Below are 23,108 nucleotides of genomic sequence, written 5' to 3' on the forward strand. Positions count from 1 at the left end.
ATTCACATTCGTAACCAGCCATTCAGTCGGTAGGTATCCCTTCAGTATTTCGGATAAATTTTCCTTATTTCACACCCTGTTACTTTGTTTTATCCGTAACCTTTTTCATGGCCTTGGTAACTTCTTGGTGGGCAGATTCTTGATAGATGTCGGCGTAAGTTTTTGAATCTTTGATTAGATCGTCGCAGAAAGCCGCTACGTCACTGCCCGTCACATCGAGCACGCCCTTCCCCAAGGCCGCGCCCTCTTCAAAAAGGTCGACAATCCCCGAGAGTAAACCCGTCCCTTCGGTTAGTTCAACAGGGCCGACCTTAAAGAGATATTTTTGAATCTCGTTATAAACAATCTGATAATCTCGGGGGAGCGCTTTGACACGCGCCACGTGCGCTCGCCACTCTTTTTTGCCTTCTATAATATCTCTTATTTTCATGTTATCCCTCCTGTTTGCCCAATTTTTTAGCGATATTATTGTTGAGTTGCTCGCGCCACTTGTCGCGATAAGACTTTGCCCCATCGATCCCGGCCAGTGCTAAACAGAAGCCCTCGATATCGTCACCCAACACCTCTTCGGCACGCTGACCGTCCGCCGCCGATTCTTCGAGCAGGCCAAGCACACCGTCAAGAATTGGCATGAGGTTGCGACCGGTGAAATCCGAGTGCGGCCAAAGATGGGCTTTAATTTTTTCCCATGCCGCTTGATAATCGGCGGGCAGTTTTTTGGCTCGCGATTCAAAAGCTTTCAATTCCCTGGTCATGTCGCTGCCGGTGATTTTTTCCCAAAAATTCATTGCTTTTTCTCCTTTAGCTCGTTAATTTTTGACGATACGAACTCCCATTTTTCCCAGAACTTCCGCAGTTCCTCGCGCCCTGCGTCGTTGATCGCGAAAAACTTTCGCGGCGGTCCCATGTCAGAGGGCTTCTTGGTGATTTCCACCAATTTATTTTTTTCAAGCCGGACCAGGATGGTGTATACCGTTCCCTCCACAACATCTGTGAAGCCGAGGGCGTTCAGCCGCCGCGTGATTTCGTAGCCGTAGGTTTCTTTGCGGCTTATAATTTCAAGGACGCAGCCCTCAAGTACACCTTTGAGCATTTCCGTTAGATTTTCCAGCACAATCACTCCCTGCTATTCTGTAATACTGGTATGAAGTAGTACTTACTACCACTACAAAGTAACACACAGTAGTATGATTGTCAATAGCTTTTGCTCTGATTCGCGAAAAATATCCCCTTTCTTTGGCCTGCTCGGATAAATTCCACTTTATAGATATTATGCAGTAAAATTAATACCAGTTAGCAAATAGAGAGATGCCTGAAACTAAATTCCATAAAATTCCGTATATTTAGGGGAGTTGATCTAATGTTCAAGGGCATTTTTCTCATACTCTCGGGAGCATTAATAGTAAATCTTACATCGATTATAAGAAATTTGCGGGAAGCTTAACTATAATAATTGGAGCCGTTTTGTTATTCTGCGGCTTTCTTACCCTTCTCTGAATGAACCGGACAATAATGGAAATTTCGGAACGAGGTGATCTCATGAAATTTGGAAGAACGAAGGCGGAGCGTTTTACCGATATCGCGACTCTAATCGGTGAGGCTTTGTTTTATTTGCCCAGAATCATGATCAAATGGTTTACTTAATGGATTTAAGCACCCTAAACCCCGTCCCTTATGCCGAATTTTGCATAAAAGAAACACCCCGGTTGCCGGACAAAGGTGTCCAACAACCGCGGCGTTGGTTCATAAGCCCAAGGTGTGGGCTTTATGAAGGTTCTGGGATCGTTAGTTCTTAATATATAAATGCTCTGGAAACGATAACCAATAGAATAAACAAGACAAGGATGGCCGCCGTTGAAGTTCCAACCCCGCCGTATCCAGCTACTTCACCCATCGATAAACCCTCCTTGATTCAAGTTTTCGTTTTACAGTACATAATATGAAAAATTATGAAAAGAGACAGGGCGGCTAATAAAAAGGGCTCGTCCCCTCAATAATATCAAATTTCTCCACGGATAAAATCCCCTCCCTGTAGCTAAAATAAGCGAATCGTGACGACCGCATCCACGCCGGATGACAACATGTTCTGCAATGGAGGAATATGTCTGATGCATAAATTCAAAACCGCGTTGGTTCTTGCCCTCGCTTTGTGCTCCACTTTGCCGCCGCTGCAGGCACAGGCTTATCCCGCTGCACAGCTAAAAGACCGGGGCTACTACGAAGAGCGCGGAGACATCGTTTGGGAAGTGCCGATGGAAGAGAAATATATCGCGCTGACTTTTGATGACGGGCCGGACAATCAGCAAACCGTCAAAATTTTGGAGCTGCTGAAGCAGTACCAGGCGAAAGCGACCTTTTTTCTGATCGGCGACCGGGTCGAGCGTTATCCGGATGTCGTCCGCCAAGAATTAGCGGAAGGCCATGAGATCGCCAACCACTCCTTTCATCACCCCTCTTTTCAAGGCCTGCCTTCCAGCGCCATGGAGAAAGAACTGACCGCGACTCAGGAAGCCATTTACAAAGCGACCGGACAAAGGCCCGCACTGTTTCGGCCTCCCGGAGGCTTCTATAACGACAGAATCATCTCCGTGTCCAAACAGCATCATTTGCAGATGATCTTGTGGTCCTGGCACCAGGACACGAAAGATTGGAGATCACCGGGCGTGCGGAGAATCTCCGACAAAGTGCTGAATAACGCCCGGAATGGCGATATCGTGCTGATGCATGATTTTGTCCACAACAGCACCCAGACTTACGAAGCATTGAAAATCATTCTTCCCGAGCTCAAGAAGCGGGGTTACTCTTTCGTCACGGTGTCGGAATTGCTTTCGCATAAAGTGGCTCCGAAAAATCACATCAAGGCCAGCCATTGACCGCATTCGATTGCTTAACGGCAAGCGATAAGCGGCCGATCGCCAATTGTCCATGGAGAAGGATACCCGGTGGTGCCGGGGATACCCTTCTCCTTTTAATATTGCTAACATAAGAAATATTGATTACGAATAAGGAGGAAATAGACATGAAGGACTATCCATCCGCCGAAAACCGGTATGTACAGCAGCATTTGGCGAATGAGCGGACCTTCCTCGCCTGGATCCGCACCAGCATCTCCATCATCGGCATCGGATTTCTGGCCGCCGGGCTCGTTTTCAATTCCACCTACAGCGAGACGGCCCGATTCTTTTCGATCATTACCGGCATCGGCGCTCTCGTCATCGGCTCGGCCGTCATCGTCGCGGCCGCGCTCGAATACCGGATCAAACGGAAGCAAATCAACCGGAATGAATTCCGCTCGTCCTATATTATCGTGAGCTTGATCGTCATTTTGATGCTGCTGGTGTTTGGTCTGCTCTTTTTCCTGATGTATTTCCTTTTGTTTGCCTGATTCATCTTATTTCATAAGGGTAAGGGATACATAGAACCTATGGACAAGGGAACAATCTAATGAGAAGCTTCAGCGAAAGGATGGATCACAATGAGCAAGCCGAAGGAAGAATACAAAGGTCTGGGGTCCGGCCCCGGCGTCGACCCGATTCCGGAGCCGGACCATCCGTCCGCCGCCGCCACCAATATGTTGGAGGATGTGGTCGATGAAATGCTGAACCGGGATGCGGATAAACGGAAACCAAAAGATCGCCCGGCAGAGTCGGACAACAACAAATAATCGCTAAATAATGCATTGGATATAGCCGGGGCAGAACTTGCTCCGGTTTGTTTGTCTTTGCAGTTTCCCTTTAAAATCAGCAATTATAAAATTAATTAATTAAAATTTTGATAATTGTGATTTAAATCACATATCAAGTGAAAAAAATCACTTATACTAAAACCATAAAAGATGATCATCCGAAAAACAAAAAAACAAATGGGATTAGGAGTGGTAAATATGTTCAGCAATTTCCTTAAAACAAACAAAGTGGCAATGTGGATCCTCACCGTCATTCGGGTATACCTCGGTTATACATGGCTCACCGGCGGCTGGCATAAACTCACCGGCGGATTCGACGCCACAGGCTTTCTGACCGGAGCCGTCGCCAAGAGTACCGGTGAAGGCGCAACCGTTCAAGCTTGGTGGGGCACATTCCTGCAGCATGTAGCACTTCCCGGCGCGGAAGCCTTCAATATCATTGTTCCATTGGGCGAATTTCTCGTAGGTCTCGGCCTCATTCTCGGTACATTCACCACCTTTGCCGCTCTGATGGGGCTTGTGATGAACGCCGCGTTCCTCTTCTCGGGTACGGTAAGCACCAACGCGCAAATGCTGCTGCTTGAAGTAATCGTCATCGCAGCCGCCGCGAACGCCGGCAAGATCGGACTTGACCGTTTTGTTCTCCCTTACCTGCGCGGTTTGTTCAACAAAAAAGGTACCGCAAAAGCCGTTGAAAAAACACCGAATCAACCATTGAAAGAAGTTAAACATACGGCATAAGCCAAAGTTTCGAATAAATGATTGCAAAAAGCCGGAGGATGAACACGATCCCCCGGCTTTTTTTGTGCTTAGAATTTTACCCCGCTTGCCCCCTAAATTAAACCGTCGAACACCGAGTTTTCCTCTTTCCGCGGATAATGGACGCCCCGCTCCCATGCCAGCTCAAACGATTCAAATTGATGACCCGGCGGGACCATCGCGCCAAGCTTGCCGAATACCCGTTCCACGCTGAACACCTGAGATTGATGGGCTTCCAGCGCCCGGCGCTTGGCTTCCCAGCGCTCCCCGGCTTCCACCCGAAGTACGCTGGATTTATCCGAAGCATAGGAGCCGACTTGGTTATAATACAATTTCTGTACCGATGGAGCCCGGCCGCCATACACCACTTTATTTACGGCATGATGAATCACGATATGATCCCGGTGCCCCGAAAGGCCGTCTTCGGGAAAGGTCACGACTACATCGGCCCGGTGCCGCGTCAAAAATTCGGCGATCCGCTCCTGAAGCAAGGCCGGTTCCACCTCCTTCAGCTTTCCGTCCCCCATACCGAGCTGCTCCGCCGCCGCGATGCCGAGAATCTCAATCGCCTTTTCCAGTTCGAGATCCCGCTTCGCCGCCAGCTCCTCCCGGGTCATCGCTCCCAAATGCCCCGTCTTCCCCGCGTCCCCCCGGGTTGCCGTGAGCAGGACGGGCCGGCCGCCCGCCTCGGAAATGCTGCGGATCAGATACGAGCAGCCGAACGTTTCATCATCGGGATGCGCATAGATAAAGGCTACGGTTTTATTTTGTTTCATCGGTACTTCCTCCTCGTCTGGCTGTGTATTATTTACTATACTTACTATACTTTAATATTGACTAAGTCGATAAAATTCTCTACAATTCAGTAGAATCTTACTATAGACAGGTGATCACACATGAGTCAACATGCATATCGCATTTTATTGTTTTATAAATACGTTAATATCGCTTCCCCCGAGACCTTTACGGCGGAGCATTTGCAATATTGCAAGGATCTGGGCTTGAAAGGGCGCATCCTCATCGCGTCGGAAGGCATCAACGGCACCGTATCCGGCACCGTGGAGCAAACCGACCGCTATATGGCCGATCTCCGCGCCATGCCGGAATTCAAGGATATCGTGTTCAAGATCGACGAAGCCGACGAGCATGCCTTCAAAAAGATGTTCGTCCGCCACAAAAAAGAGCTGGTCACCTTCCGGTACGAGCGTGAGCTCGATCCGAATACGCTGAGCGGCAAGCGCTTGTCTCCGGCAGAGTTCTATGAAAAGCTGAAGGACGAGGACGTGATCGTCATCGACGGCCGCAATGATTACGAATACGATATCGGCCATTTCCGCGGCGCCATTCGTCCCGAGGTGGAATCGTTCCGCGAATTCCCGGAATGGATCCGGCAGAATTTGAGCCAGTACAAGGACAAGACGGTTTTGACCTATTGCACCGGCGGCATCCGCTGCGAGAAGCTGACCGGGTTTCTGCTGAACGAAGGATTTCAGGATGTATCCCAGCTGGAAGGCGGAATTGTCACTTACGGCAAGGATCCCGAGGTACAGGGACGGATGTTCGACGGCAAATGCTATGTGTTCGACGAGCGCATCTCGGTGCCGATCAACCGGACCGATGAAGACGTCGTGATCGCGCATTGCTATCATTGCGGCGTAAGCCACGACCGATATATTAATTGTCCCGTGTGCAATCTGCAATATGTATGCTGCGAGGATTGCGAGGAAGAACATCAGGGCTTTTGCTCGGAAGCATGCATGGAAGCGGCGCAGGCTGTCAAACTGGGCTGAAGCGAAGCGCCCCGAAGGGAGTATCCGTTATGAATCAAGCCAAAGAGATCTCTACCCGGAACCGGATTTTGCAAATGATGAAGACATCCGGTCCGCTTAGCACCCGGGAGATTACCGAGCAGCTCGGAATCACGGAAATGGCGGTCCGCCGCCACCTTGGGACGATGGAACGGGACGGGCTGATCGAATCGAAGATGATCCGGCAAACGCTGGGCCGCCCAACCGCCGTCTACGGTCTGACCGAATCGGCGGAAGGTATGTTCCCCAAGAAATATCATACCCTGACCCTTGATTTGCTGGGCGAATTGGAGAACGAATACGGCGAAAACTCCGTCAATCATCTGTTCGACCGGCGCAAAGACAAATTGAACCGGCAGTACGAAGCCGACATGCAGGGCAAGGAATTGCCGGAGAAAGTGCGCCGGCTCGCCGAAATCCAGAACGAGAACGGATATATGACGGAATTCAAGCAGCAGGAGGACGGCGATCTTGTGCTCATGGAGTACAATTGCCCGATTTCGCAAATCGCGAACCGATATACTCATGCGTGCGAATGCGAGCTGAAGCTGTTCGAATCGCTTCTGGACGCAAGCGTCGAGCGGACGGAATGTCTGGCCCAGGAGGGCCGGAGATGTACCTATGTCATCAAATCGGGCCGTCAAGGCGCCGAACATTAAAATACCCTCCGGGGCCGCGAAATCGGCTGGCCGGAGGTATTTTTTATTATATTTCGTGAAAAGCCTTCAGCTCTTCCTCGATCGCTTGTTTGATCAGCGCGACGCATTCCTCGGTCGTTTTGGCGAAAATTCTTCGTCCGTTCACCAATGCGTAAGGTCTGATTCTGCACAGGCCGCATAAATTAAGACAGTCCTGGCGGAGCACGGCAATCTCGGGGTATTCCTCTTCCAACCGCTCCAAATCCAGCGCGCTCAGCAAATTGCTGTCGCACACTTCAACAACGACGATGCCCAAGCCCAATTTTGCTCACCCCATATCTTAATTAGCTTACATAAATGCATTCGATCCCTCATTATGATAAACAACATCAGGTTTGTCAATGTGAATCGCCTATTAAACATACTTAATATACATTTATGTTGACTAAGTGATTAAGGATAATTATAATAGGGAGTGTTAAATATAACATTACATATACTTTGGAGAGGATGATAAAAAATGGCACATCAATTACCAGCTCTTCCTTACGCCAACAATGCACTGGAACCGCATATCGACGAACAAACGATGATGATTCACCATGACCGTCACCACAACACTTACGTAACAAACCTGAATGCGGCGCTCGAATCCGCGCCTGAACTGCAAGCGAAATCCGTAGAAGAACTGATCGCAGATCTGGACAGCGTTCCGGAAAGCATCCGCACCGCGGTCCGCAACAACGGCGGTGGCCATGCCAACCACTCCCTGTTCTGGGAAATTATCGGGCCAAACGGCGGCGGCCAGCCTTCCGGCAAATTGGCGGATGCCATCAACAACGAGCTCGGCGGCTTCGACAAATTCAAAGAGGATTTCTCCAAAGCGGCTACAACCCGTTTCGGCAGCGGCTGGGCGTTCCTCGCGGTAGACGCTGACGGCAAATTGTCCGTTTACAGCTTGCCGAACCAAGATTCCCCGATCATGGAAGGCAAAACGCCGATCCTTGGCCTGGACGTTTGGGAGCATGCCTACTATCTGAAATATCAAAACAAACGCCCCGACTACATCGCAGCCTTCTTCAACGTGATCAACTGGGCGGAAGTTTCGAAACGCTATGAAGCGGCTTTGAATAAATAATCATCCTTTAATTAAAAAAACGGTTGGACCGGGTATCTCCTACCCTTCGGTCCAGCCGTTTTTTTGTTTATTCCGGTCTTTCGCGGACGGAGTTGCCCGTTACGAGCGTCGGTGCCACATGCACGCGGATCGCTTCCCGCAAGCCCCCTTCCCCCGCGACCGACAGCAGCAGACTTGTCGCCGCGTCGGCCATTTTCGCTTTCTCCACCCGCATCGTCGTCATCTGCAGCCCGTTCTCGTCTTCGTAGCGAAGTCCGTCGAAGCCGACGACGGAGATGTCGTCCGGAACGCGAATGTCCCGCTTGCCGAGCTGCCTCGCAAGCAAATAGGCGATCCGGTCGTTACCGCAAAAAAAGGCGCTCGGCTTCCGCTTCATCCCGTCCAGAAACACGCCGATCTCCTGCTCCGTGTAATCAAAACTGCGCGAAGAAGTTAAAATATAATCGTCACGGATCCCGATCCCGTGGGCCTGCATGGCTCTCCAATAGCCATACCAGCGCTCCTCGTGGCTGGTCGTCAGATTGGCCGGCCCGATGAAGCCGATATCCCGGTGACCCAGCCGGATCAGCATCGAGACGGCCTCATCGGCGCCTTCGATATTCGCCGAGGCGACGACCGGGCACGGAAGCCCGCGATGATAGGAATCGAGCATCACGAGCGGAACATCCAGCTCCCAGACGACGCGGGCGTACGCCTCGTCCACGATGCCGAACAGGACGATGCCGAGGTAGGCGATCTCCGAGCAGTGCCGCGGCAGCTCCAGCCGCAGCTCCATCTCCCTCCCGATCGGGACGACCACCGCGTTCAATCCCCTAGCGCGGATGCTTTTCTCCAACCCCCAGATCATATCATGATAGAACTGGAAATGGTCGTTATCCTGGTAGCTCATGATCCGCTCCGGCACCAGCACCAAAATATTTCCGCTTGCGGGCGTCTTGTCGGCAAAGGGGCCGTAACCCATTTCTCTGGCCGTCTGCACAATCCGGCTGCGCATCTCCTCGCTGACGCCTTTCTTGTTGAGCAAAGCCAAAGAGACCGCATTTTTGGAGATCTGCAGCCGGTCGGCAATGTCCTGCATCGACACTTTCTTTTTGCGGGCCATGTTCTTTTCATTCCTTCCGAAACATGCTAAACTAAGCCTTATAATACTTTACAAATTTAATTATTGTCAAGTTTGTCAAGTGATGCGCAGCCCAAAGAAAACCTGGAGGTAATGACCTTGAGTTATGCAGTTGGCATTGACATCGGCGGAACCAAAACCGCCATCGGGTTTGTCGACGACGGAGGCGAGGTGCTGGCGAAGACGACGCTGCCTACGGACCGCACCGTCCCGCCGTCCGCTATGGTCGACCGCATCGCCGCGGCCGTCAAGCAGCTCGCCGCAGACGCCGGCGTCGCGGAATCCGCGGCCCGCGGTATCGGCATCGGCGCGCCCGGACCGATCAACACCAGGCTCGGGCAGATCGTGAAGCCGCCGAACCTGCCGGAATGGTGGGGCTTTCCCGTCGTCGAATCGTTGAAGCGGCATTACGGCCACCTGCCGATCTTCTTCGAGAACGACGCCACCGCCGCCGCCTTGGCGGAGAAATGGCTCGGCGCCGCCCGCGATGCCGAAGATTTCGTCTACATCACGATCAGCACCGGCATCGGCGCGGGCATCTACAGCGGCGGCAGACTGATCACGGGCGCGACCGGGAATGCCGGCGACGTCGGGCATTTCGTCATCGACCCCGCTGCCGGAACCTGCGTCTGCGGGCAGCAGGGCTGCTGGGAATGGATCGCCTCCGGCACGGCGATCGCGCGGCAGGCCGGCGAGCTGCTGGGACGTCCCGTTTCCAGCCGGGAAGTGTTCGAGCTGTCCTTCTCCGGTCAAGATGACCGCATGAAGGAGCTCGTGAACCAAGTGTTCCGCTATATCGGCATCGGTTGCGTTACCCTGATCAATACGCTCGACCCGGAACTCGTAGTGATCGGCGGCGGCGTATCCCAAGTCGGCGCGGCGTTGTTTGAAGCGGTCACGGATTACGTCGCAACCTACGCCCTAAACCCTTCGGGACGAAACACGCCGATCGTGCCCGCCGCGCTGCGGCAGGATGCCGGGCTGATCGGAGCCGCCGCACTCGTACATGTAACTTATCGATAAGAGGAGGAACTTAAAGAGATGAATCAACCTATTTTTTTGCAGCCCGTCTTTCAAGAGCGGATTTGGGGCGGCACCAAACTGAAGGAATTGTTCGGTTATGAGATTCCGAATGATCATACCGGGGAATGCTGGGCCGTGTCCGCCCATCCGAACGGCCAGAGCGTCGTCAAGAACGGCCCTTATAAGGGAATTCCGCTCGGCGAGCTGTGGAACGCCCATCCTGAATTGTTCTGTTCGGAATCGGCCGTCTTCCCGCTGCTGACGAAAATTTTGGACGCATCCGACGACCTCTCGGTTCAAGTGCATCCGGATGACGAGTATGCCGGCAAGCATGAGAACGGCGAGCTGGGCAAGACGGAATGCTGGTACATCGTCGATGCCGAGCCGGGCGCCGCGATCATATACGGGCACGAAGCCGAGACAAAAGAACAATTGATCCAAATGATTCAAGACGGCCGGTGGAATGAACTTCTGACCAAGGTGCCCGTCAAGCGCGGCGATTTCTTCTACGTGCCGAGCGGAACGATTCACGCCCTCGGCAAAGGGATCGTCGTGCTGGAAACCCAGCAAAGCTCCGACACCACTTACCGGGTATATGACTACGACCGCCGGGACAAAGACGGAAACCTTCGCGATCTGCACCTGGAGAAAGCGATTGACGTCACGACCGTCCCGCAGGCCTACGAACCGGTGACATATACCACCAAGGATTCGAGCGGGCTCAGTGTCACGACCTTTGTATCCAATGCCTTCTTTACCGTGGAGAAATGGACGGTTTCCGGAACAGCCCAAGCACCCGCAAACGCCAAATATACGATTTGCAGCGTGCTCGAGGGCAGCGGACGGCTTCACGCTCAAGGAGTGGAATATCCGCTCGCCAAAGGAGAGCACTTCATCCTGCCCGTCGATTTCGGCCCTTATACTTTGGAAGGCGACCTTATGCTGATCATTTCGCACGAATAAAACCGGCACATCAAAAAGCGCTCAGGCTATCTTTGTGATAACCTGGGCGCTTTAGTTCCATCCGGCGAAAGTATTAGTTTTGCAAATAGCGCTCCCGGATGATGCGCAGATGATGAATGGAGTGTCCGGCGATTAGGTATGCAAGGACCTTCGCGGATCCGGGATTGCCGCTGAATGTTCCGACCCGCTCCCATTCTTCATCCTGAAGCTGACGGAACAGCGACAGCGTTGAAATGCGGACGGCCGCAAAATCCTGGAGCAGCTCGTTCAACGTCATGCGGTCAGCCGGCGAGTTGACGGCATACAGCCCTTCTTCGAAGCCGGGCAGCGGCGTCTTATCGCCCCGGGCGATGCACAGCAATCGATAACTGAATATGCGCTCTGTATCCGTAATATGGCCAAGCACTTGTTTCAGGCTCCATTTTCCTTCGGCATAGCGGTAAGCCGCCTGCTCCTCCGTAAGATTGCCCATGAGCCCGATCACCTCGTCAACCTGCTTTTCCAATAAAGCTTCCAAATCTTCATCGGGAACCTCTTGAATATAAGCTTGAAAATGACTGGCTATTTCCCCGATTTCCGGTCTCTTCAACATATTTTCCTCTCCTCTTCGTTATGTAGTCAATCTTCCCAAACCTCGTCCATCAGCTTGCGGATCTGTCGTGAGCGATTCTTGGTCTCCTCCATATCGGAAACCCACTTTTCTCCGTTCCAGGTTACGACATCCCCGGCCCGTACGCTTGCATCCACCTGCCGCCGCGGCACATCCTTCACCGCGCCGTCGATTTCCAGGATGCAATATTCTCCTTCAAAACCTTCCACGATTGCGGCCATGCGCGAATCACCTCTCCGTTATGATCTCGTAATTCTGCCCGTCCGAAGCGATTTCAACTGTTCCCTGCAGATCATTGCGGAACACCCGTACCCCGCTTTTGCTCAGACGGTCGAGGATTTCCTGCTTAGGGTGGCCATAAGAGTTATCTCCGACCTGGATCACGGCAAACTCCGGAGCGACCTGCCGCAAAAAATCGGGCGAGGTGGACGACTTCGAACCGTGATGGCCCACCAGCAGGACGTCGGCCCGTACATCTTCTCCGGCGTCCAGCATCGCCGCTTCGCTCGCCCGCTCGGCGTCGCCGGTCAGCAGGAACGAGGTTTCGCCGTAGCTCACCTTGAGCACCGCGCTCATGTTATTGCTGTCGTCGTTCGCTTCCACCGGCGCAAGCATGCTCACCTTCACCTGGTCGTCCCAGTCGGGCTCCAACCCTGCCTGAGCGCTCTTTACCTTGAGTCCTTTATTCCGGATCGAGGTCAACAGCGACTCGAATGTTTTGGTGTTGGACTGGACCTTCGGCATATAGATGGCGCCTACTTCGTGGTGGTCAATTACGGCGTCCAGCCCGCCGATATGGTCGGCGTCGGGATGGGTGCCGATAACCACGTCGATCTTGCCGACTCCATACTGGCTCAAATAATCCAGCATCTGCTCCTCCATGTTATTGTTCCCGGCGTCGATCAACATCGTGCGCCCCGAAGGGCTGATCAGGAGCTGCGACGCTCCCTGGCCAACGTCCAGAAAAATCACCCGCAGCGGGTTCCCGTCCAACGAAGCGGACCCTGCCGCCGAATCTACCTCGGCGCGCTCCGGTGCGGAAAAGTCGCCGAGCTCCAAGGCGCAGCCCGACAATAAAGAGCAGATAACGAATAAACAAATTCCAAGTAATAAATGATGCTTTCCTGTCTTTTTTCGATTGTGTCTGATCATGGTTGGCAAATTCCTCTTCCAATTCTTTTTTCTAATATATCATAACAAACCTGTCGCCTTACAGAGAAAAAAGCAGCCCGCCCTCCAGGAGTGGAAGGCAAGCTGCCTTAAAACCAAATGCGTTTTATTTTACGGTGACTCTAATGGACACGGTCTTGCCGCCGTACACCGCTTTGATGGTGGCGCTGCCCTTGGCAACCGCCTGAATCTTGCCGCCCGTCACCGTGGCCACGGAAGGCTTCGAGCTTGTCCAGGTCGCGCTGCCCGTTACGGCCGAAGTCGCCCCGGTATCATACGTCGCGGTCAAAGCAACCGTCTTGACGTACCCCGGTGACAATTGCAGGCTCTTCTCGTCGACCGTCAGCTTCGTGAGTTTAGGAACTACGTTGATTTTGACGCTGACATCATGCCCCTGGTAGGAGCCGGTAAGCGTCGCCGTACCGATTCCCACGGCCTTTACGGAAGTCGTAGTGATTGTAGCGACTTCAGTATTGGAGGACTGCCATCCCATCTTGCTCGACAGGTTCACGGTTTTGCCGTCGGTATAATAACCAGTAACCTTGATGGCCTTCGATTTCTTCAAATTGAGTTCGACGGAAGTCGGATCCACGACAACCTTGGTGATTTTCTGCTCCACGGTAACCGGAACCGTGATCGTCTTCTCCGAGTATGTTCCTTTCAAGGTCGCCGAACCCTTCGTCAGTCCTTTAAGGACTTTGCCGCTGGAGGTCGTTTTAATGACCGCATTGGATCCGGTAAGCGTCCATTCAATTGTATCCGTAATGTCCGCTTCTTCGCCGTCTTCCCATACGACCGTCACTTGCGGAAGGTCGGTTTGTTCGCCGACGACGGCGCTGATTCTCTCAACGTCCGGCAGCAATGCCAGTACGTTCTCTTTAACCGTAAGGCTTACGGATACCGTCTCCTCACGGATGTCATGAGCCGTAGCCTCGGTAACTTCCGACTCCGGAAGCGACGCCGTTAAGGTTACCGTGCCTTTCTCCAAGGCGACGATTTTGCCGTCTTCGATTTTGGCGATTTCCTCATTATCCGAAGACCACTTGACCAGATCGCTCATATCGGTTTCTTCTTCGTCCAGCTTCGTGCCGGTGACTTTCGGCAATTTCAGCGTATCGTCCCTATACATTTCGAGTTCGGTTTCCTCGACCGAAAGCTCTGTGATGGTCGGGCTAACCGTAACTTTCATCGTTTTGCTGATGCCCAGATTGCTTACCGTAATCGTCGATGTACCCACCGCCCGTGCGGTAACCGCACCGCCGGACACCGTAACCGCGAGCGGATTCGAAGAAGTCCAAGTCGCCGTCGAGCCTACATCGACCGAGGCGTTGGCGCTGCTTCTCATCTTGGCGCCCACTTCCAGCACCTCGCCGATAAACAGGCTTTGGTCGCCGGAAGGGTTGAGCAGGATCGCCTCGTACGGCGCCCGGACGTAAACCACGGACTGCGCTCTCACCCCGAGGTATTGCGCCGTAATCGTCGTTTTGCCGACCGCCAAGGCCTTGATTTTGCCGTCTTCCACGGTGGCGACATTGCTATCGGAAGATGACCAGGTGGCGTCTTCCGTTACATCCTCCGAGCTTTGGTCGCTCGCAAGGGTGGAGAAAGCTTTAAGAACCGCATCATCGTCGCCGACAACGAGCTCAACTTCATCGGCGGACAGCGTTTGATCATCCACGATATAGTTCAATTTCAATTCGGAATAAGGCGAGCTGACCGTTGCGGTAAACGTTGCCGTAAGCCCCGAGTACTTCGCGGTAACGGTGGCCGTTCCTTCCGCAACGAGTGTAATTTGTCCTTTTTCGATTGTAAGAACGCCTTCGTTCGAGCTGGACCAGGTCGCATCCTCGGTCACGTCGACGGTCTCCCCGTCGGTGGCGCCGATGGCGGCCAGCGCTTTGACCTTCAGATTTTTGGCGCCCGTGCCGAGCTTGTATTTACCGTTCTTCGAATATTCGAGGGTCAATCCGTCATAGGAATTAACCGCCTTGACTTCGATGGTCGAAGTCGCGGACTCGTAATCCGCACGAATCGTAACCGTACCGGCCTTCAGCGGGGTAAGGAACCCGCTTGAGACCTTGACGACTTCGCTGTCGCTGGAGGTCCAGGTCACCGCATTCGTCAGATCGCGTTTCACGGAGGAGCCTTCCACCGTTCCCCATACTTTCAACTGCTTCGTTGTTTTGCCCACGGTCAGTTCAACCGTCGTTCCGGAGCCGTCGATATCGATTGCGACGACATCTCCGGTAGCTGCGTAAGCGCCATTTGGAAATACTACGGCAAGCAGCAACGTTAGCATCAGGAGCCAACCCGTCATTTTCCTTCTAACACTCATTCATTTCTCTCCTTTGGTTCCATCTTTGCCGGAATATTACTCCTTTCCAGGCCTATACCGTTTTATATCGGCTTTTAGGATAAATTTAGTAACCTTTTTTGATAAAATATGACCTTTTTCCTAGTTCTAATTTAAGAGCGGCCAATAAAAAAACACCGCCCGGCTTTCGCTCCCGCGAAAACCGAACGGTGTTTCATTGTGATGCCGAGAACCGGACTCGAACCGGTACGGGAGAAACTCCCGACAGATTTTAAGTCTGTTGCGTCTGCCTATTCCGCCACCCCGGCAGGTTGAGGAAAATCCCGTAAAATTGATTATACCCGGAATTGCTTTCAGATTCAATATATTTTATTGGTCATGGAATGAATTTTTTCGGGGAATCCTATACCCTATACCAATTCAGGAGGTTTTACATGAAGATTTCCACGGAACAATATCAGGTGGCTCCTTTGAAGCAGGCGGCCGAGGCGGTAGCCGTGATCAAAGAAGCCGAGAAAACATTACAGCGAATAACGGGCGAAGAAATTACGCTTATCGCTTATGAACAAACCGGGCGAGACGAAGAACGATAAAGTTGCGGGTAGCATCAAAACAGCCTCCTTGTAATAGGAGGCTGTTTTGCGTTCACTTAAGAACGGTCCGATTCTCTACGGCGCATACCGGCAAGACCGAGAAGACCGATCAAGCCAAGCCAACCCCAATTCGAACTGGTACCGGTTGTTGTGGCGCGGGCGCGGACGTTATTCGTTGAATAACCCGTTGTGTTGGTTGAATAATTACCCGTCGTGTTATACGTATTTCCGTTGCCGGTCGTATCGTTTCCGTAGGCGGAAACCGGGAGCGCCAACAAAACGGATACCATAGCGGTAACAAGCAAAGTCGCCAAACTCTTTTTCAAACAGGAAGCACCTCCTCGATTAAATGTAACCTCATCTGGTAAGCTTCCCGGAAGTAATATCCTTTATGCAAACTCAGTCCCCTAATATTAATTTGTCTCATTATATATTTATGCATTTTTTTGATGCTGGCGTTCCGAATACGAAAAGCTGTACCCGTTCGCTTATTAACCGTAAATCTACGGAAGTCAAGGAAAAATAATCACAATATTCGACGGTTTTTTACATTTTTTTCTGGAATGCAGGATAAGTGTCCGAATGAATCGAATTTGTATAATACCACTTTGGTCTGGTGCGGACAGTGCCAAAGCGGGTTTCCGCAAAACGGTCGCCAGTGCACAGCGGACGTATTACATAGATATTAAATCTCAGGAGTTGTTCGCTTTGGAGATTATCCGCAAAATTGAAGAGCTACGGAAGGAATTGAATAGGCTCGCAATGTACAAACGACTGGCCGACCGGGAATTGGTAATTTTAAGTCAAAAGCTTGATCGGCTGCTAAATGAATTCCAGAAGGACAAGCTCGGAAAATGATGAAAAGGGAGCCGCTTGCGCGGCTCCTTTATAGTGTGGGGTATCTCCGTATTCCGATAAAAATACAGCTTCTGTAGAGGGCCCAGGCATATTTGGTCGAATGCGCATAGACTAAATGACAATGACAAGCGAGGAGGCAATCGGCAAGATGCCTAACTACCGGATTATCGTTGACTTATCGGACCGGATGCTGTATTTGCTTGACGGGTACACCGTAGTAAGAGGCTTTCCCGTCGGGATCGGAAAAATGCTGACTCAAACTCCTGTAGGAACTTTTACGATCGTAAACAAAGCCCCCAACCCTGGGGGACCTTTCGGGGCGTATTGGATGGGATTATCCAAACCGCATTACGGGATTCACGGAACGAATGATCCGTCATCCATCGGTAAGGAAGTGTCCCATGGATGCATCCGAATGCATAACGAGGACGTTGTCCAATTGGCCGACCTGGTGCCGATCGGGACTCCCGTAACGATCAGGAAGTAAAGAATCGGCAGTTTTTTCTATAATCTGCTAAAACCCTTGCTTCGCAAGGGCTCTTTGCCATGCTTTCAATCGGATTAACGGATATCCTTGAAGCGGATATTGCTGCCCAATACCCCGGAATTGCTGACAAGCTTAAACGCGGGATAGTCCGGAAACGCTTCAAGCCGCATATCCTCGTCAAATAAAGACGCCTGCTGCCGGTCGACATAAAAAGAGTAAGGTTCGGCCTGAACTTTTAGGTCCGTCGGCTCCGGCCCGTTGATGATCAGTACCGCGATTACGCCATTGCAACCGCATCCCTCGGTATCAAAGAATAATTTAAACTCCCCCGGGCGTTGGCCAAGAGCGGCCTCTAGCCTGCCGGCGGACAAATCATCCACTTTCAGTTTGATGTTCATCAGTACAAACCCACCTTATCATATAAAATTTCACTGTTAAAATTTTATCCTTCCGTCCGTGAAAAAACAATTATTACGATCACACCCGCCGAAAATAAAGAGACCCCGCTATTTTCAGCGGGATCTCTTCGGCCAACATTAACTAAGGGGTATCTTTATCATAATGCGCTTATCTTAAAACAGCATGAATAACAGTTGAAAGTTTCCTTAAGTCCGAACGCATAAATCGCAATAGGCATATGATGAATCACTACTTGCTACGAATAAGGAGGATTTAATTACAATGAGTCTTCAGTATAACGGTTATCCGCAACAGGTACTGTATCAGGCGGACAACAATCTGATTCAAAACTTAACATCCGTCAGGAACCACATGCACGAGATTTGCAAACGGCATATGAACCATTGGATTCAAGTGAAAACGATGGATGGCCAAGTCATTACCGGAAGAATTATGAATTTTGACAAAGGATTGTTGTACTTGGCCGTTCCGAATCAAGGAGCAAACCGCGCATTCTTTGGTGGTCCTTCCTACAATGACGTTATTTTGCCCCTTGTACTTTATGAATTGCTTGTTATTACTTTGTTATACACTTAATTAATCAATAGAACGTTCTCAGAACAATGACCAACAAAATGTAAAGCACCAAAATGACTGCAGTAGAAGTGTATGCTCCACCATAACCTTTACATTCACCCATTTGCTTCCCTCCTTGATAAAATCAGCTTTCACTCCAGTAATATGTAACTACAGCCATTCGCGTATGGACTGTTACCCAAAGACACAAATTATTTGATTCGCCGTTTTGGTTTTGGCCTGACGCCCAATTGTTTTATAGACATCTGCATAAAATGTTGTATAGATTAATTAGGAGGAGTTTTTTTGAATAATTATCCGATGATGCATCCCATGTCCAACACGCCTTATATGCCCAGCATGCCTCAAGCCGTCGTTGTCAATCCGGTTGACCGCTGCGTGGTCGAAGCTTTAGTGTCCTTGATAGGGAGAGTTGTCATTCTGGAAACCACTCGCGGGAGACTAGACGGATGTGTTGTTGAAGTGAAACAGGATCATGTCGTGCTGGAAGAAAGACATAAGAAGTTTTTCGTCCGCATTGCCGAAATCGTCTGGATTATGCCGGACTAATTTACTTATTTAAGACGCACCCCCCTTGCCTCGCAAGGGGGGTTATTCCGTAAGTAGATAAAACTCTCTGTGCTATTTCGATTTTCATAAGCCCGCTCTGTCGAAAATGAAAAACATTTGCTACTTTTTCGCGGTGGGTTCGTAATACATCCTGTAAACCCATTTCTTTATATTTCCAATGAGCAAAAATTCAAACAGGTGGTGAAGCGTTCCCGGAGTTACTTAGGAAGAGTGGAGCAGATATTGGAGCAAATCCCCCAACCGATGGGGAAAGATGAAGGAAGAATTCCTGTGAAAAAATTTGTATGTATTTTAATTTTTGCCCTTGCCCTTGTCGGATGCAGCAACGATTCCGGTACAAGCGAATCCGGAAATAATGAACCTGCGACAACATCCGAATCCGAAGTCAAATCAGAAACTGTTCCTCAGATGAGTTACACAACGTTTTCCACGGACGAATTTTCGGTAAATTACCCGGATAGCTGGGAACAAGTTAATTTGGAGGATTTGGGAGAATTAAATAATCCTTTGATCAAAGTGGCCGTGAGAGACAATCATTCTACAAATCCATTTGCGGACAATCTCAGTGTAGGGGTTGAACCAAACTCAACCCAGGAAACGTCTGCCGAAAAAATTGCAGAAATCACCTCAAATTACTTTAGTCAAAATGAAGAAGCTACAGGAATGAGTAATTTCCAAAAGCTTGGGTTTGAGGAAGTAGATTTCCCCGGAATTGATGCAGGGATTTTTACTGGTGAATACGACCACAGCATGGGAACCAAAGTCGTTCTGATTCAATATATCGCACCAACAAGCTCTAAGGTTTTCACAGTTTCCATCTCCTTATCAAAGGAATCTTATAATGCTATCGGAGAAGATTTAATTACTCAAGTGGTTGAAACTTTTGAGATTTATGAAGAAGCTAATTCAGCGGAAGACGTTGAACAGGCCTCTGCGAATGAACAAGCCTTCTCGGAAGAAACCCTCGCTGCCGACATAATGGATACCCTTACATTGTCTTATACCGGCGGTGAGCTGGATCAGAAAACCTATGATTACATAGTCGAACATTCGGAGCTGTTCCCTGCAGGTTCCGCCGAGTTAAAAAACAAAGCGGAATCCGAAGTGGATGTAAGTATAACTTCGCGCCACCTGTTCAAAAATGTTGCCCCTTATCTTGATAAAATGGTGAAAGTCAGCGGATATGTTGTTCAAATCCAGGAAGAAGAAACCGATGTAGGCACAATAGCCGAAATTCATATTATGGATGAGAACGATAACTCTATCGTCGGCATTTATAATGGATCGACCGGGGATATTCTAGACGGTGATTTCGTAACGATGCGCGGCGTTCCGACATCGCTCTACTCTTTCGATAATATCGGCGGCGGAACGACTAATGCGGTGCTTCTGGCCGTTTCAACCGTTCAGATAACGGAATAATTTATCAATTCTATCAACCATTTAAAAAGCAAAAACCCCCTTGCAGCGCAAGGGGTTCTCAGCGTTATGGGCCCTACAGGACTCGAACCTGTGACCAATCGGTTATGAGCCGACCGCTCTAACCAACTGAGCTAAGGGCCCGGATACCGGAAAATAAAATTGCGGGGGCAGGATTTGAACCTGCGGCCTTCGGGTTATGAGCCCGACGAGCTACCGGGCTGCTCCACCCCGCGTCATTAAATAGCGACATTTATTAATATACACGAATATGGCATGTCACGTCAAGAGGCTCAAGGGATAAATCTGACGCCGTATTTTCCGCGGCGGGATCGGAAGATTTCAATCGCCCTCATCTCGTCGAATCCGTAGATCCACCCGTCATGCTCCAATCGTCTTGCCAGGCAGCCCGCTTGAAATTTGGTTCTGTATAATTTATTAAAATAGACCCAACGCATGTTTATGGCTCCTTTCTAAGTATATGGTTGATAATTGTTCTTCCTTACCTATAGATTACCCAATAATCCGCAAAAAAAGCCGCCGATTCAATCGGCGGCTTCACTGTTAATATTTGACTCCGCTATCCTCGGGGACGAAAGGTGTGCCGTCCTCCTGGAATTGCGTTTTCGGATTCAGCTTGATCTCCTGCAGCATTTTGTTGCCTTTTTCCGCCCATTCCTTAAGCGCTTCTTCCGGTGTTTTCTTATTATCCAGCACCTGTTGGAAATAATTCCGCCCGATATTGGTAATGTTATAAAGCCCCGGCTTCTCGGACATCATTTTGTCGGCCTTCGGATCGCTCGGCGGGAGCGGCTTAAGCAGATAGAACGCCTGGATATTGTACGACAATCCTTGCTTCGGCTGAATGTAGGATTTACGCGACACCATTTCGTACGTATTACTCCGCGATTTCAGCTTCGCGTATTCTTCGCCGTTGATGAACCTGACATATTCCCATGCCGTATCGGCATTCGGAGCGCTGCTGTTGATGGAAAACGTGTTGTTGAAATAGACGTTGCCTCCGATGTCCGGTTTTTCGGCATGAACCGGAGAGGTTACGACATCCCAATCGACAGGAGTGAAGTTTTTGATCTTGGAAGCATTGTTGTTGGCGTCGGCGATTTCATTGATATAGTAGCTTTCTCCGATCGTCATAGCCACCTTGCCGGACAGGAACAAATCGCCGCTGACCGCGGTCCACGGTTCGTTGCCGTTCATGCCGCTGTTGCTGTCGGGAATAATCTTGTCTTTCGACAATTTGCTGATCGCTTCCCATACTTTAATCCATTGCGGCGAATCCACGGTCATCGTTTCCGCCTTATCGTCGAACGTTTTCAACTGCAAACTGTTGATATAGCTATATTGCATATCCCAATAAGGATCGTTACCTTGATAACGGTTGAACGAGAAGCCGTAAATTCTGTCTTTGCCCTCCCCGCTCGCAACGAGACGGGCTTTGGCGAAGATATCGTCCCAAGTCGATTTGTCGGATGGAGGCTCTACGCCCGCATCGGTAAAAATCTTCTTATTATAAAAGAGGGCCGATGACGAGAAGGAAGGCGTCAAAGCGTACAGATTGCCGTCCCCCAAATCCTTGAGTCCGTCCAGAACGGAAGGGACAAAATCGGACGTATCAAATTTATCTTCCTGAATCAGCGGATCTAGCTGTTTGAGCAGATTTTCCTGAATCAACTGCTTCAGCACGGAGGTATCCGCAACTACGACGTCTACCGGGTTGCTGCCGGTCATAATCTTTTTCATGCTTTCCAGATAGTCCGGCTGCACATAAGGTTCTGTGCCGTCATTATAACGGTACTGGTTTTGATCGACCGCAGGGACGATCTCGATTTTGACATTCGGATTCGCATATTCAAAAATATCCGTATACTGCTGACGGAACCAGGAATCGTCCGTACTGCCGTACAGCACCCCGATGCGCAGCACCTTTTCTTCCCCTTTGTCCGCGGCTTTGCCGCCGGTGCAGCCCGCCATCACGCTTAATGCCAAGATGGCGGTAAGCGAAACCGTGACGGCCTTCCGCAACCGTCCAAACCTGCTCTTCGTCATGATTTGTCCCCCTCCAATGATTTCGGTGCCGTAATGACGATTTTCTCACCGTCAAATTCCATGCTTGCACGCCCGCCGATGCCAACGGCTTCCAAATACTCTTTAGGTACCTGGAGCCGCCCGGCCCGGTCCACGACCACAAACGCTTCGTGCACTTCCTGCAAGCCGCCGCCAAACCCGCCGTCTCCCGCTGCCAGATCGAGATTCGGATTCCGTTTGACAAACTCCGTGCTCGTTAAACCGTCGCGGATCGCCACGACGCGGTCCACCTTCCCGGCCAGCGCCAGATCGTGAGTAACGATCACGATTGTAATGCCGAGTTCCCGGTTGACCTCCCGGAAAATATTCATAATCTGGTCCGAAGTCGCCGTGTCGACCGAACCGGTCGGTTCGTCCGCCAGCAGCATTTTCGGCCGGTTCGACAGGGAGATGGCGATCGCCACGCGCTGCTGTTCCCCGCCGGAGAGCTGGTGCAGCTTGTTGTGCATCCGATCCTTTAGCCCGACCCATTCAAGCAGCTGTTTGGCATAGGCCCGGTCCAGCTTCCCCGATAACAGCATCGGCATTTCGACGTTTTCCAGCGCCGTCAAATACGGCAATAGATTGCGCGCGTTATTTTGCCAGACAAAACCGACGGTATTGCGCTTATACTCCACGAGCTGGTCGTCGCGGATCTTAAGCAGATCCCACTCCCCGACCTGGACCTGACCGGCAGAGGGCCGGTCGAGTCCGCCGAGGATATTCAGCAGCGTCGATTTGCCGCTGCCGCTGTTGCCGATAATCGCCATCATTTCGCCTTGCTCGACCGTTAAATTGAGCCCTTGGAGCGCGACGACCTCGATATCTTCGGATTTAAAAATTTTGACTAGTCCTTCGCAATGGATCATCAT

At 50.8% G+C, this 23,108-nt stretch carries 32 protein-coding genes and 3 tRNA genes; 15 read left to right on the plus strand and 20 right to left on the minus strand.

What is annotated here, in order from left to right:
• Positions 1–79 precede the first annotated feature (79 nt).
• From V3851_RS02080 to V3851_RS02095, 4 genes are all read right to left on the minus strand, one after another.
• Positions 80–430, minus strand: coding sequence for a DUF1048 domain-containing protein (locus tag V3851_RS02080; RefSeq protein WP_331844824.1), 351 nt, complete (start codon positions 428–430; stop codon positions 80–82).
• A 1-nt stretch (position 431) separates the two neighbouring features.
• Positions 432–788, minus strand: a complete 357-nt coding sequence (locus tag V3851_RS02085) for a DUF1048 domain-containing protein (RefSeq protein ID WP_331844825.1) — start codon at positions 786–788, stop codon at positions 432–434.
• Complete coding sequence (locus V3851_RS02090; protein WP_331845247.1) at positions 785–1,093, minus strand: PadR family transcriptional regulator; 309 nt, start codon at positions 1,091–1,093, stop codon at positions 785–787. Before V3851_RS02090 ends, V3851_RS02085 begins: the two co-directional genes overlap by 4 nt.
• Before the next feature lie 699 nt (positions 1,094–1,792).
• A complete protein-coding gene (locus tag V3851_RS02095; RefSeq protein ID WP_331844826.1) occupies positions 1,793–1,894 on the minus strand; it encodes a sporulation protein YjcZ in 102 nt (33 codons plus the stop codon).
• A 214-nt stretch (positions 1,895–2,108) separates the two neighbouring features.
• On the opposite strand from V3851_RS02095, the gene V3851_RS02100 reads away from it, so the two are divergent.
• From V3851_RS02100 to V3851_RS02115, 4 genes are all read left to right on the plus strand, one after another.
• Positions 2,109–2,873 carry a polysaccharide deacetylase family protein gene (locus V3851_RS02100; protein WP_331844827.1) on the plus strand — a complete coding sequence of 255 codons (765 nt, stop codon included), beginning with the start codon at positions 2,109–2,111 and terminating at the stop codon, positions 2,871–2,873.
• 146 nt (positions 2,874–3,019) lie between these two features.
• Positions 3,020–3,385, plus strand: a complete 366-nt coding sequence (locus tag V3851_RS02105) for a YidH family protein (RefSeq protein ID WP_331844828.1) — start codon at positions 3,020–3,022, stop codon at positions 3,383–3,385.
• A gap of 90 nt (positions 3,386–3,475) precedes the next feature.
• The gene (locus V3851_RS02110; protein WP_331844829.1) at positions 3,476–3,664 is read left to right on the plus strand and encodes a hypothetical protein; all 189 of its coding nucleotides are present in this window, start codon (positions 3,476–3,478) and stop codon (positions 3,662–3,664) included.
• 219 nt (positions 3,665–3,883) lie between these two features.
• On the plus strand, positions 3,884–4,426 hold the full coding sequence (locus tag V3851_RS02115) for a DoxX family protein (protein ID WP_331844830.1): 543 nt from the start codon (positions 3,884–3,886) through the stop codon (positions 4,424–4,426).
• A gap of 92 nt (positions 4,427–4,518) precedes the next feature.
• Here the strand turns inward: V3851_RS02115 and V3851_RS02120 are convergent, their stop codons facing one another.
• Entirely contained in the window at positions 4,519–5,220 is a 702-nt protein-coding gene (locus V3851_RS02120; RefSeq protein ID WP_331844831.1) for a PIG-L deacetylase family protein, read from the minus strand.
• Between the two features lie 120 nt (positions 5,221–5,340).
• Here V3851_RS02120 and trhO point away from each other — a divergent pair, with 120 nt between their 5' ends.
• Both trhO and V3851_RS02130 read left to right on the plus strand, forming a co-directional pair.
• A complete protein-coding gene (trhO, locus tag V3851_RS02125) occupies positions 5,341–6,234 on the plus strand; it encodes an oxygen-dependent tRNA uridine(34) hydroxylase TrhO (protein WP_331844832.1) in 894 nt (297 codons plus the stop codon).
• Between the two features lie 29 nt (positions 6,235–6,263).
• Entirely contained in the window at positions 6,264–6,911 is a 648-nt protein-coding gene (locus V3851_RS02130; RefSeq protein WP_331844833.1) for a helix-turn-helix transcriptional regulator, read from the plus strand.
• A gap of 46 nt (positions 6,912–6,957) precedes the next feature.
• On the opposite strand, the gene V3851_RS02135 is transcribed toward V3851_RS02130, so the two are convergent.
• On the minus strand, positions 6,958–7,212 hold the full coding sequence (locus V3851_RS02135; RefSeq protein ID WP_414859243.1) for a YuzB family protein: 255 nt from the start codon (positions 7,210–7,212) through the stop codon (positions 6,958–6,960).
• A gap of 198 nt (positions 7,213–7,410) precedes the next feature.
• Between V3851_RS02135 and V3851_RS02140 the strand changes: the two genes are divergently transcribed.
• Positions 7,411–8,028, plus strand: a complete 618-nt coding sequence (locus V3851_RS02140; protein ID WP_331844834.1) for a superoxide dismutase — start codon at positions 7,411–7,413, stop codon at positions 8,026–8,028.
• Between the two features lie 67 nt (positions 8,029–8,095).
• Here the strand turns inward: V3851_RS02140 and V3851_RS02145 are convergent, their stop codons facing one another.
• Positions 8,096–9,130: a LacI family DNA-binding transcriptional regulator gene (locus tag V3851_RS02145; RefSeq protein ID WP_331844835.1), complete on the minus strand. Its 1,035-nt coding sequence runs from the start codon at positions 9,128–9,130 to the stop codon at positions 8,096–8,098.
• Positions 9,131–9,241: 111 nt separating this feature from the next.
• Here V3851_RS02145 and V3851_RS02150 point away from each other — a divergent pair, with 111 nt between their 5' ends.
• On the plus strand, positions 9,242–10,171 hold the full coding sequence (locus tag V3851_RS02150; protein WP_331844836.1) for an ROK family protein: 930 nt from the start codon (positions 9,242–9,244) through the stop codon (positions 10,169–10,171).
• An 18-nt stretch (positions 10,172–10,189) separates the two neighbouring features.
• Positions 10,190–11,134 carry a mannose-6-phosphate isomerase, class I gene (manA, locus tag V3851_RS02155; RefSeq protein WP_331844837.1) on the plus strand — a complete coding sequence of 315 codons (945 nt, stop codon included), beginning with the start codon at positions 10,190–10,192 and terminating at the stop codon, positions 11,132–11,134.
• A 73-nt stretch (positions 11,135–11,207) separates the two neighbouring features.
• Here manA and V3851_RS02160 read toward each other — a convergent pair whose 3' ends face one another.
• The 5 genes from V3851_RS02160 to V3851_RS02180 form a co-directional block, all read right to left on the minus strand.
• A complete protein-coding gene (locus V3851_RS02160) occupies positions 11,208–11,726 on the minus strand; it encodes a DinB family protein (RefSeq protein WP_331844838.1) in 519 nt (172 codons plus the stop codon).
• Between the two features lie 26 nt (positions 11,727–11,752).
• Positions 11,753–11,965 carry a DUF3006 domain-containing protein gene (locus tag V3851_RS02165; RefSeq protein ID WP_331844839.1) on the minus strand — a complete coding sequence of 71 codons (213 nt, stop codon included), beginning with the start codon at positions 11,963–11,965 and terminating at the stop codon, positions 11,753–11,755.
• A 7-nt stretch (positions 11,966–11,972) separates the two neighbouring features.
• Positions 11,973–12,896, minus strand: a complete 924-nt coding sequence (locus V3851_RS02170) for a ComEC/Rec2 family competence protein (RefSeq protein ID WP_331844840.1) — start codon at positions 12,894–12,896, stop codon at positions 11,973–11,975.
• A 124-nt stretch (positions 12,897–13,020) separates the two neighbouring features.
• Complete coding sequence (locus V3851_RS02175; protein ID WP_331844841.1) at positions 13,021–15,249, minus strand: Ig-like domain-containing protein; 2,229 nt, start codon at positions 15,247–15,249, stop codon at positions 13,021–13,023.
• Between the two features lie 202 nt (positions 15,250–15,451).
• Positions 15,452–15,536, minus strand: a tRNA-Leu gene (locus V3851_RS02180).
• A 126-nt stretch (positions 15,537–15,662) separates the two neighbouring features.
• On the opposite strand from V3851_RS02180, the gene V3851_RS02185 reads away from it, so the two are divergent.
• Positions 15,663–15,821 (plus strand): hypothetical protein, encoded by a 159-nt coding sequence (locus V3851_RS02185; protein ID WP_331844842.1) that lies wholly within the window; start codon positions 15,663–15,665, stop codon positions 15,819–15,821.
• A 56-nt stretch (positions 15,822–15,877) separates the two neighbouring features.
• On the opposite strand, the gene V3851_RS02190 is transcribed toward V3851_RS02185, so the two are convergent.
• Positions 15,878–16,147 carry a WGxxGxxG family protein gene (locus V3851_RS02190; protein WP_331844843.1) on the minus strand — a complete coding sequence of 90 codons (270 nt, stop codon included), beginning with the start codon at positions 16,145–16,147 and terminating at the stop codon, positions 15,878–15,880.
• Positions 16,148–16,403: 256 nt separating this feature from the next.
• Here V3851_RS02190 and V3851_RS02195 point away from each other — a divergent pair, with 256 nt between their 5' ends.
• Both V3851_RS02195 and V3851_RS02200 read left to right on the plus strand, forming a co-directional pair.
• Positions 16,404–16,679, plus strand: a complete 276-nt coding sequence (locus V3851_RS02195) for an aspartyl-phosphate phosphatase Spo0E family protein (RefSeq protein ID WP_331844844.1) — start codon at positions 16,404–16,406, stop codon at positions 16,677–16,679.
• 148 nt (positions 16,680–16,827) lie between these two features.
• A complete protein-coding gene (locus tag V3851_RS02200; RefSeq protein WP_331844845.1) occupies positions 16,828–17,166 on the plus strand; it encodes a L,D-transpeptidase in 339 nt (112 codons plus the stop codon).
• Between the two features lie 74 nt (positions 17,167–17,240).
• Here V3851_RS02200 and V3851_RS02205 read toward each other — a convergent pair whose 3' ends face one another.
• On the minus strand, positions 17,241–17,564 hold the full coding sequence (locus tag V3851_RS02205) for an iron-sulfur cluster biosynthesis family protein (protein WP_331844846.1): 324 nt from the start codon (positions 17,562–17,564) through the stop codon (positions 17,241–17,243).
• A 283-nt stretch (positions 17,565–17,847) separates the two neighbouring features.
• Here V3851_RS02205 and V3851_RS02210 point away from each other — a divergent pair, with 283 nt between their 5' ends.
• Positions 17,848–18,162: a hypothetical protein gene (locus V3851_RS02210; RefSeq protein ID WP_331844847.1), complete on the plus strand. Its 315-nt coding sequence runs from the start codon at positions 17,848–17,850 to the stop codon at positions 18,160–18,162.
• Between the two features lie 4 nt (positions 18,163–18,166).
• Here V3851_RS02210 and V3851_RS02215 read toward each other — a convergent pair whose 3' ends face one another.
• A complete protein-coding gene (locus V3851_RS02215; RefSeq protein WP_331844848.1) occupies positions 18,167–18,265 on the minus strand; it encodes a YjcZ family sporulation protein in 99 nt (32 codons plus the stop codon).
• A 182-nt stretch (positions 18,266–18,447) separates the two neighbouring features.
• Here V3851_RS02215 and V3851_RS02220 point away from each other — a divergent pair, with 182 nt between their 5' ends.
• On the plus strand, positions 18,448–18,711 hold the full coding sequence (locus tag V3851_RS02220) for a DUF2642 domain-containing protein (RefSeq protein WP_414859244.1): 264 nt from the start codon (positions 18,448–18,450) through the stop codon (positions 18,709–18,711).
• 231 nt (positions 18,712–18,942) lie between these two features.
• Positions 18,943–20,154: a hypothetical protein gene (locus V3851_RS02225; RefSeq protein ID WP_331844849.1), complete on the plus strand. Its 1,212-nt coding sequence runs from the start codon at positions 18,943–18,945 to the stop codon at positions 20,152–20,154.
• Between the two features lie 67 nt (positions 20,155–20,221).
• Here V3851_RS02225 and V3851_RS02230 read toward each other — a convergent pair.
• The 5 genes from V3851_RS02230 to V3851_RS02250 form a co-directional block, all read right to left on the minus strand.
• A tRNA-Ile gene (locus V3851_RS02230) sits at positions 20,222–20,295 on the minus strand.
• Between the two features lie 18 nt (positions 20,296–20,313).
• Positions 20,314–20,387: transfer RNA gene (locus V3851_RS02235), tRNA-Met, on the minus strand.
• A 57-nt stretch (positions 20,388–20,444) separates the two neighbouring features.
• The gene (locus V3851_RS02240) at positions 20,445–20,609 is read right to left on the minus strand and encodes a hypothetical protein (protein WP_331844850.1); all 165 of its coding nucleotides are present in this window, start codon (positions 20,607–20,609) and stop codon (positions 20,445–20,447) included.
• Between the two features lie 106 nt (positions 20,610–20,715).
• Positions 20,716–22,218 (minus strand): ABC transporter substrate-binding protein, encoded by a 1,503-nt coding sequence (locus V3851_RS02245; protein WP_331844851.1) that lies wholly within the window; start codon positions 22,216–22,218, stop codon positions 20,716–20,718.
• Entirely contained in the window at positions 22,215–23,105 is an 891-nt protein-coding gene (locus V3851_RS02250; protein WP_331845250.1) for an ABC transporter ATP-binding protein, read from the minus strand. The genes V3851_RS02245 and V3851_RS02250 overlap by 4 nt, the downstream gene beginning before the upstream one ends.
• Positions 23,106–23,108: the final 3 nt, after the last annotated feature.

Origin of the sequence: Paenibacillus haidiansis (assembly GCF_036553665.1) — a bacterium.
GTDB lineage: Bacteria > Bacillota > Bacilli > Paenibacillales > Paenibacillaceae > Fontibacillus > Fontibacillus haidiansis.

What these genes read in the sequence shown, in the direction of transcription:
- V3851_RS02090 (WP_331845247.1), bottom strand. Translation starts at nt 1,093, where the DNA reads ATGCTCAAAGGTGTACTTGAGGGCTGCGTCCTTGAAATTATAAGCCGC.
- V3851_RS02110 (WP_331844829.1), top strand. Translation starts at nt 3,476, where the DNA reads ATGAGCAAGCCGAAGGAAGAATACAAAGGTCTGGGGTCCGGCCCCGGC.
- V3851_RS02175 (WP_331844841.1), bottom strand. Translation starts at nt 15,249, where the DNA reads ATGAGTGTTAGAAGGAAAATGACGGGTTGGCTCCTGATGCTAACGTTG.
- V3851_RS02080 (WP_331844824.1), bottom strand. Translation starts at nt 430, where the DNA reads ATGAAAATAAGAGATATTATAGAAGGCAAAAAAGAGTGGCGAGCGCAC.
- trhO (WP_331844832.1), top strand. Translation starts at nt 5,341, where the DNA reads ATGAGTCAACATGCATATCGCATTTTATTGTTTTATAAATACGTTAAT.
- V3851_RS02245 (WP_331844851.1), bottom strand. Translation starts at nt 22,218, where the DNA reads ATGACGAAGAGCAGGTTTGGACGGTTGCGGAAGGCCGTCACGGTTTCG.
- V3851_RS02170 (WP_331844840.1), bottom strand. Translation starts at nt 12,896, where the DNA reads ATGATCAGACACAATCGAAAAAAGACAGGAAAGCATCATTTATTACTT.
- V3851_RS02210 (WP_331844847.1), top strand. Translation starts at nt 17,848, where the DNA reads ATGAGTCTTCAGTATAACGGTTATCCGCAACAGGTACTGTATCAGGCG.
- V3851_RS02095 (WP_331844826.1), bottom strand. Translation starts at nt 1,894, where the DNA reads ATGGGTGAAGTAGCTGGATACGGCGGGGTTGGAACTTCAACGGCGGCC.
- V3851_RS02185 (WP_331844842.1), top strand. Translation starts at nt 15,663, where the DNA reads ATGAAGATTTCCACGGAACAATATCAGGTGGCTCCTTTGAAGCAGGCG.
- V3851_RS02150 (WP_331844836.1), top strand. Translation starts at nt 9,242, where the DNA reads ATGACCTTGAGTTATGCAGTTGGCATTGACATCGGCGGAACCAAAACC.
- V3851_RS02130 (WP_331844833.1), top strand. Translation starts at nt 6,264, where the DNA reads ATGAATCAAGCCAAAGAGATCTCTACCCGGAACCGGATTTTGCAAATG.
- V3851_RS02115 (WP_331844830.1), top strand. Translation starts at nt 3,884, where the DNA reads ATGTTCAGCAATTTCCTTAAAACAAACAAAGTGGCAATGTGGATCCTC.
- V3851_RS02145 (WP_331844835.1), bottom strand. Translation starts at nt 9,130, where the DNA reads ATGGCCCGCAAAAAGAAAGTGTCGATGCAGGACATTGCCGACCGGCTG.
- V3851_RS02160 (WP_331844838.1), bottom strand. Translation starts at nt 11,726, where the DNA reads ATGTTGAAGAGACCGGAAATCGGGGAAATAGCCAGTCATTTTCAAGCT.
- manA (WP_331844837.1), top strand. Translation starts at nt 10,190, where the DNA reads ATGAATCAACCTATTTTTTTGCAGCCCGTCTTTCAAGAGCGGATTTGG.
- V3851_RS02165 (WP_331844839.1), bottom strand. Translation starts at nt 11,965, where the DNA reads ATGGCCGCAATCGTGGAAGGTTTTGAAGGAGAATATTGCATCCTGGAA.
- V3851_RS02195 (WP_331844844.1), top strand. Translation starts at nt 16,404, where the DNA reads ATGAATCGAATTTGTATAATACCACTTTGGTCTGGTGCGGACAGTGCC.
- V3851_RS02100 (WP_331844827.1), top strand. Translation starts at nt 2,109, where the DNA reads ATGCATAAATTCAAAACCGCGTTGGTTCTTGCCCTCGCTTTGTGCTCC.
- V3851_RS02085 (WP_331844825.1), bottom strand. Translation starts at nt 788, where the DNA reads ATGAATTTTTGGGAAAAAATCACCGGCAGCGACATGACCAGGGAATTG.
- V3851_RS02250 (WP_331845250.1), bottom strand. Translation starts at nt 23,105, where the DNA reads ATGATCCATTGCGAAGGACTAGTCAAAATTTTTAAATCCGAAGATATC.
- V3851_RS02120 (WP_331844831.1), bottom strand. Translation starts at nt 5,220, where the DNA reads ATGAAACAAAATAAAACCGTAGCCTTTATCTATGCGCATCCCGATGAT.
- V3851_RS02205 (WP_331844846.1), bottom strand. Translation starts at nt 17,564, where the DNA reads ATGAACATCAAACTGAAAGTGGATGATTTGTCCGCCGGCAGGCTAGAG.
- V3851_RS02200 (WP_331844845.1), top strand. Translation starts at nt 16,828, where the DNA reads ATGCCTAACTACCGGATTATCGTTGACTTATCGGACCGGATGCTGTAT.
- V3851_RS02105 (WP_331844828.1), top strand. Translation starts at nt 3,020, where the DNA reads ATGAAGGACTATCCATCCGCCGAAAACCGGTATGTACAGCAGCATTTG.
- V3851_RS02240 (WP_331844850.1), bottom strand. Translation starts at nt 20,609, where the DNA reads ATGCGTTGGGTCTATTTTAATAAATTATACAGAACCAAATTTCAAGCG.
- V3851_RS02140 (WP_331844834.1), top strand. Translation starts at nt 7,411, where the DNA reads ATGGCACATCAATTACCAGCTCTTCCTTACGCCAACAATGCACTGGAA.
- V3851_RS02215 (WP_331844848.1), bottom strand. Translation starts at nt 18,265, where the DNA reads ATGGGTGAATGTAAAGGTTATGGTGGAGCATACACTTCTACTGCAGTC.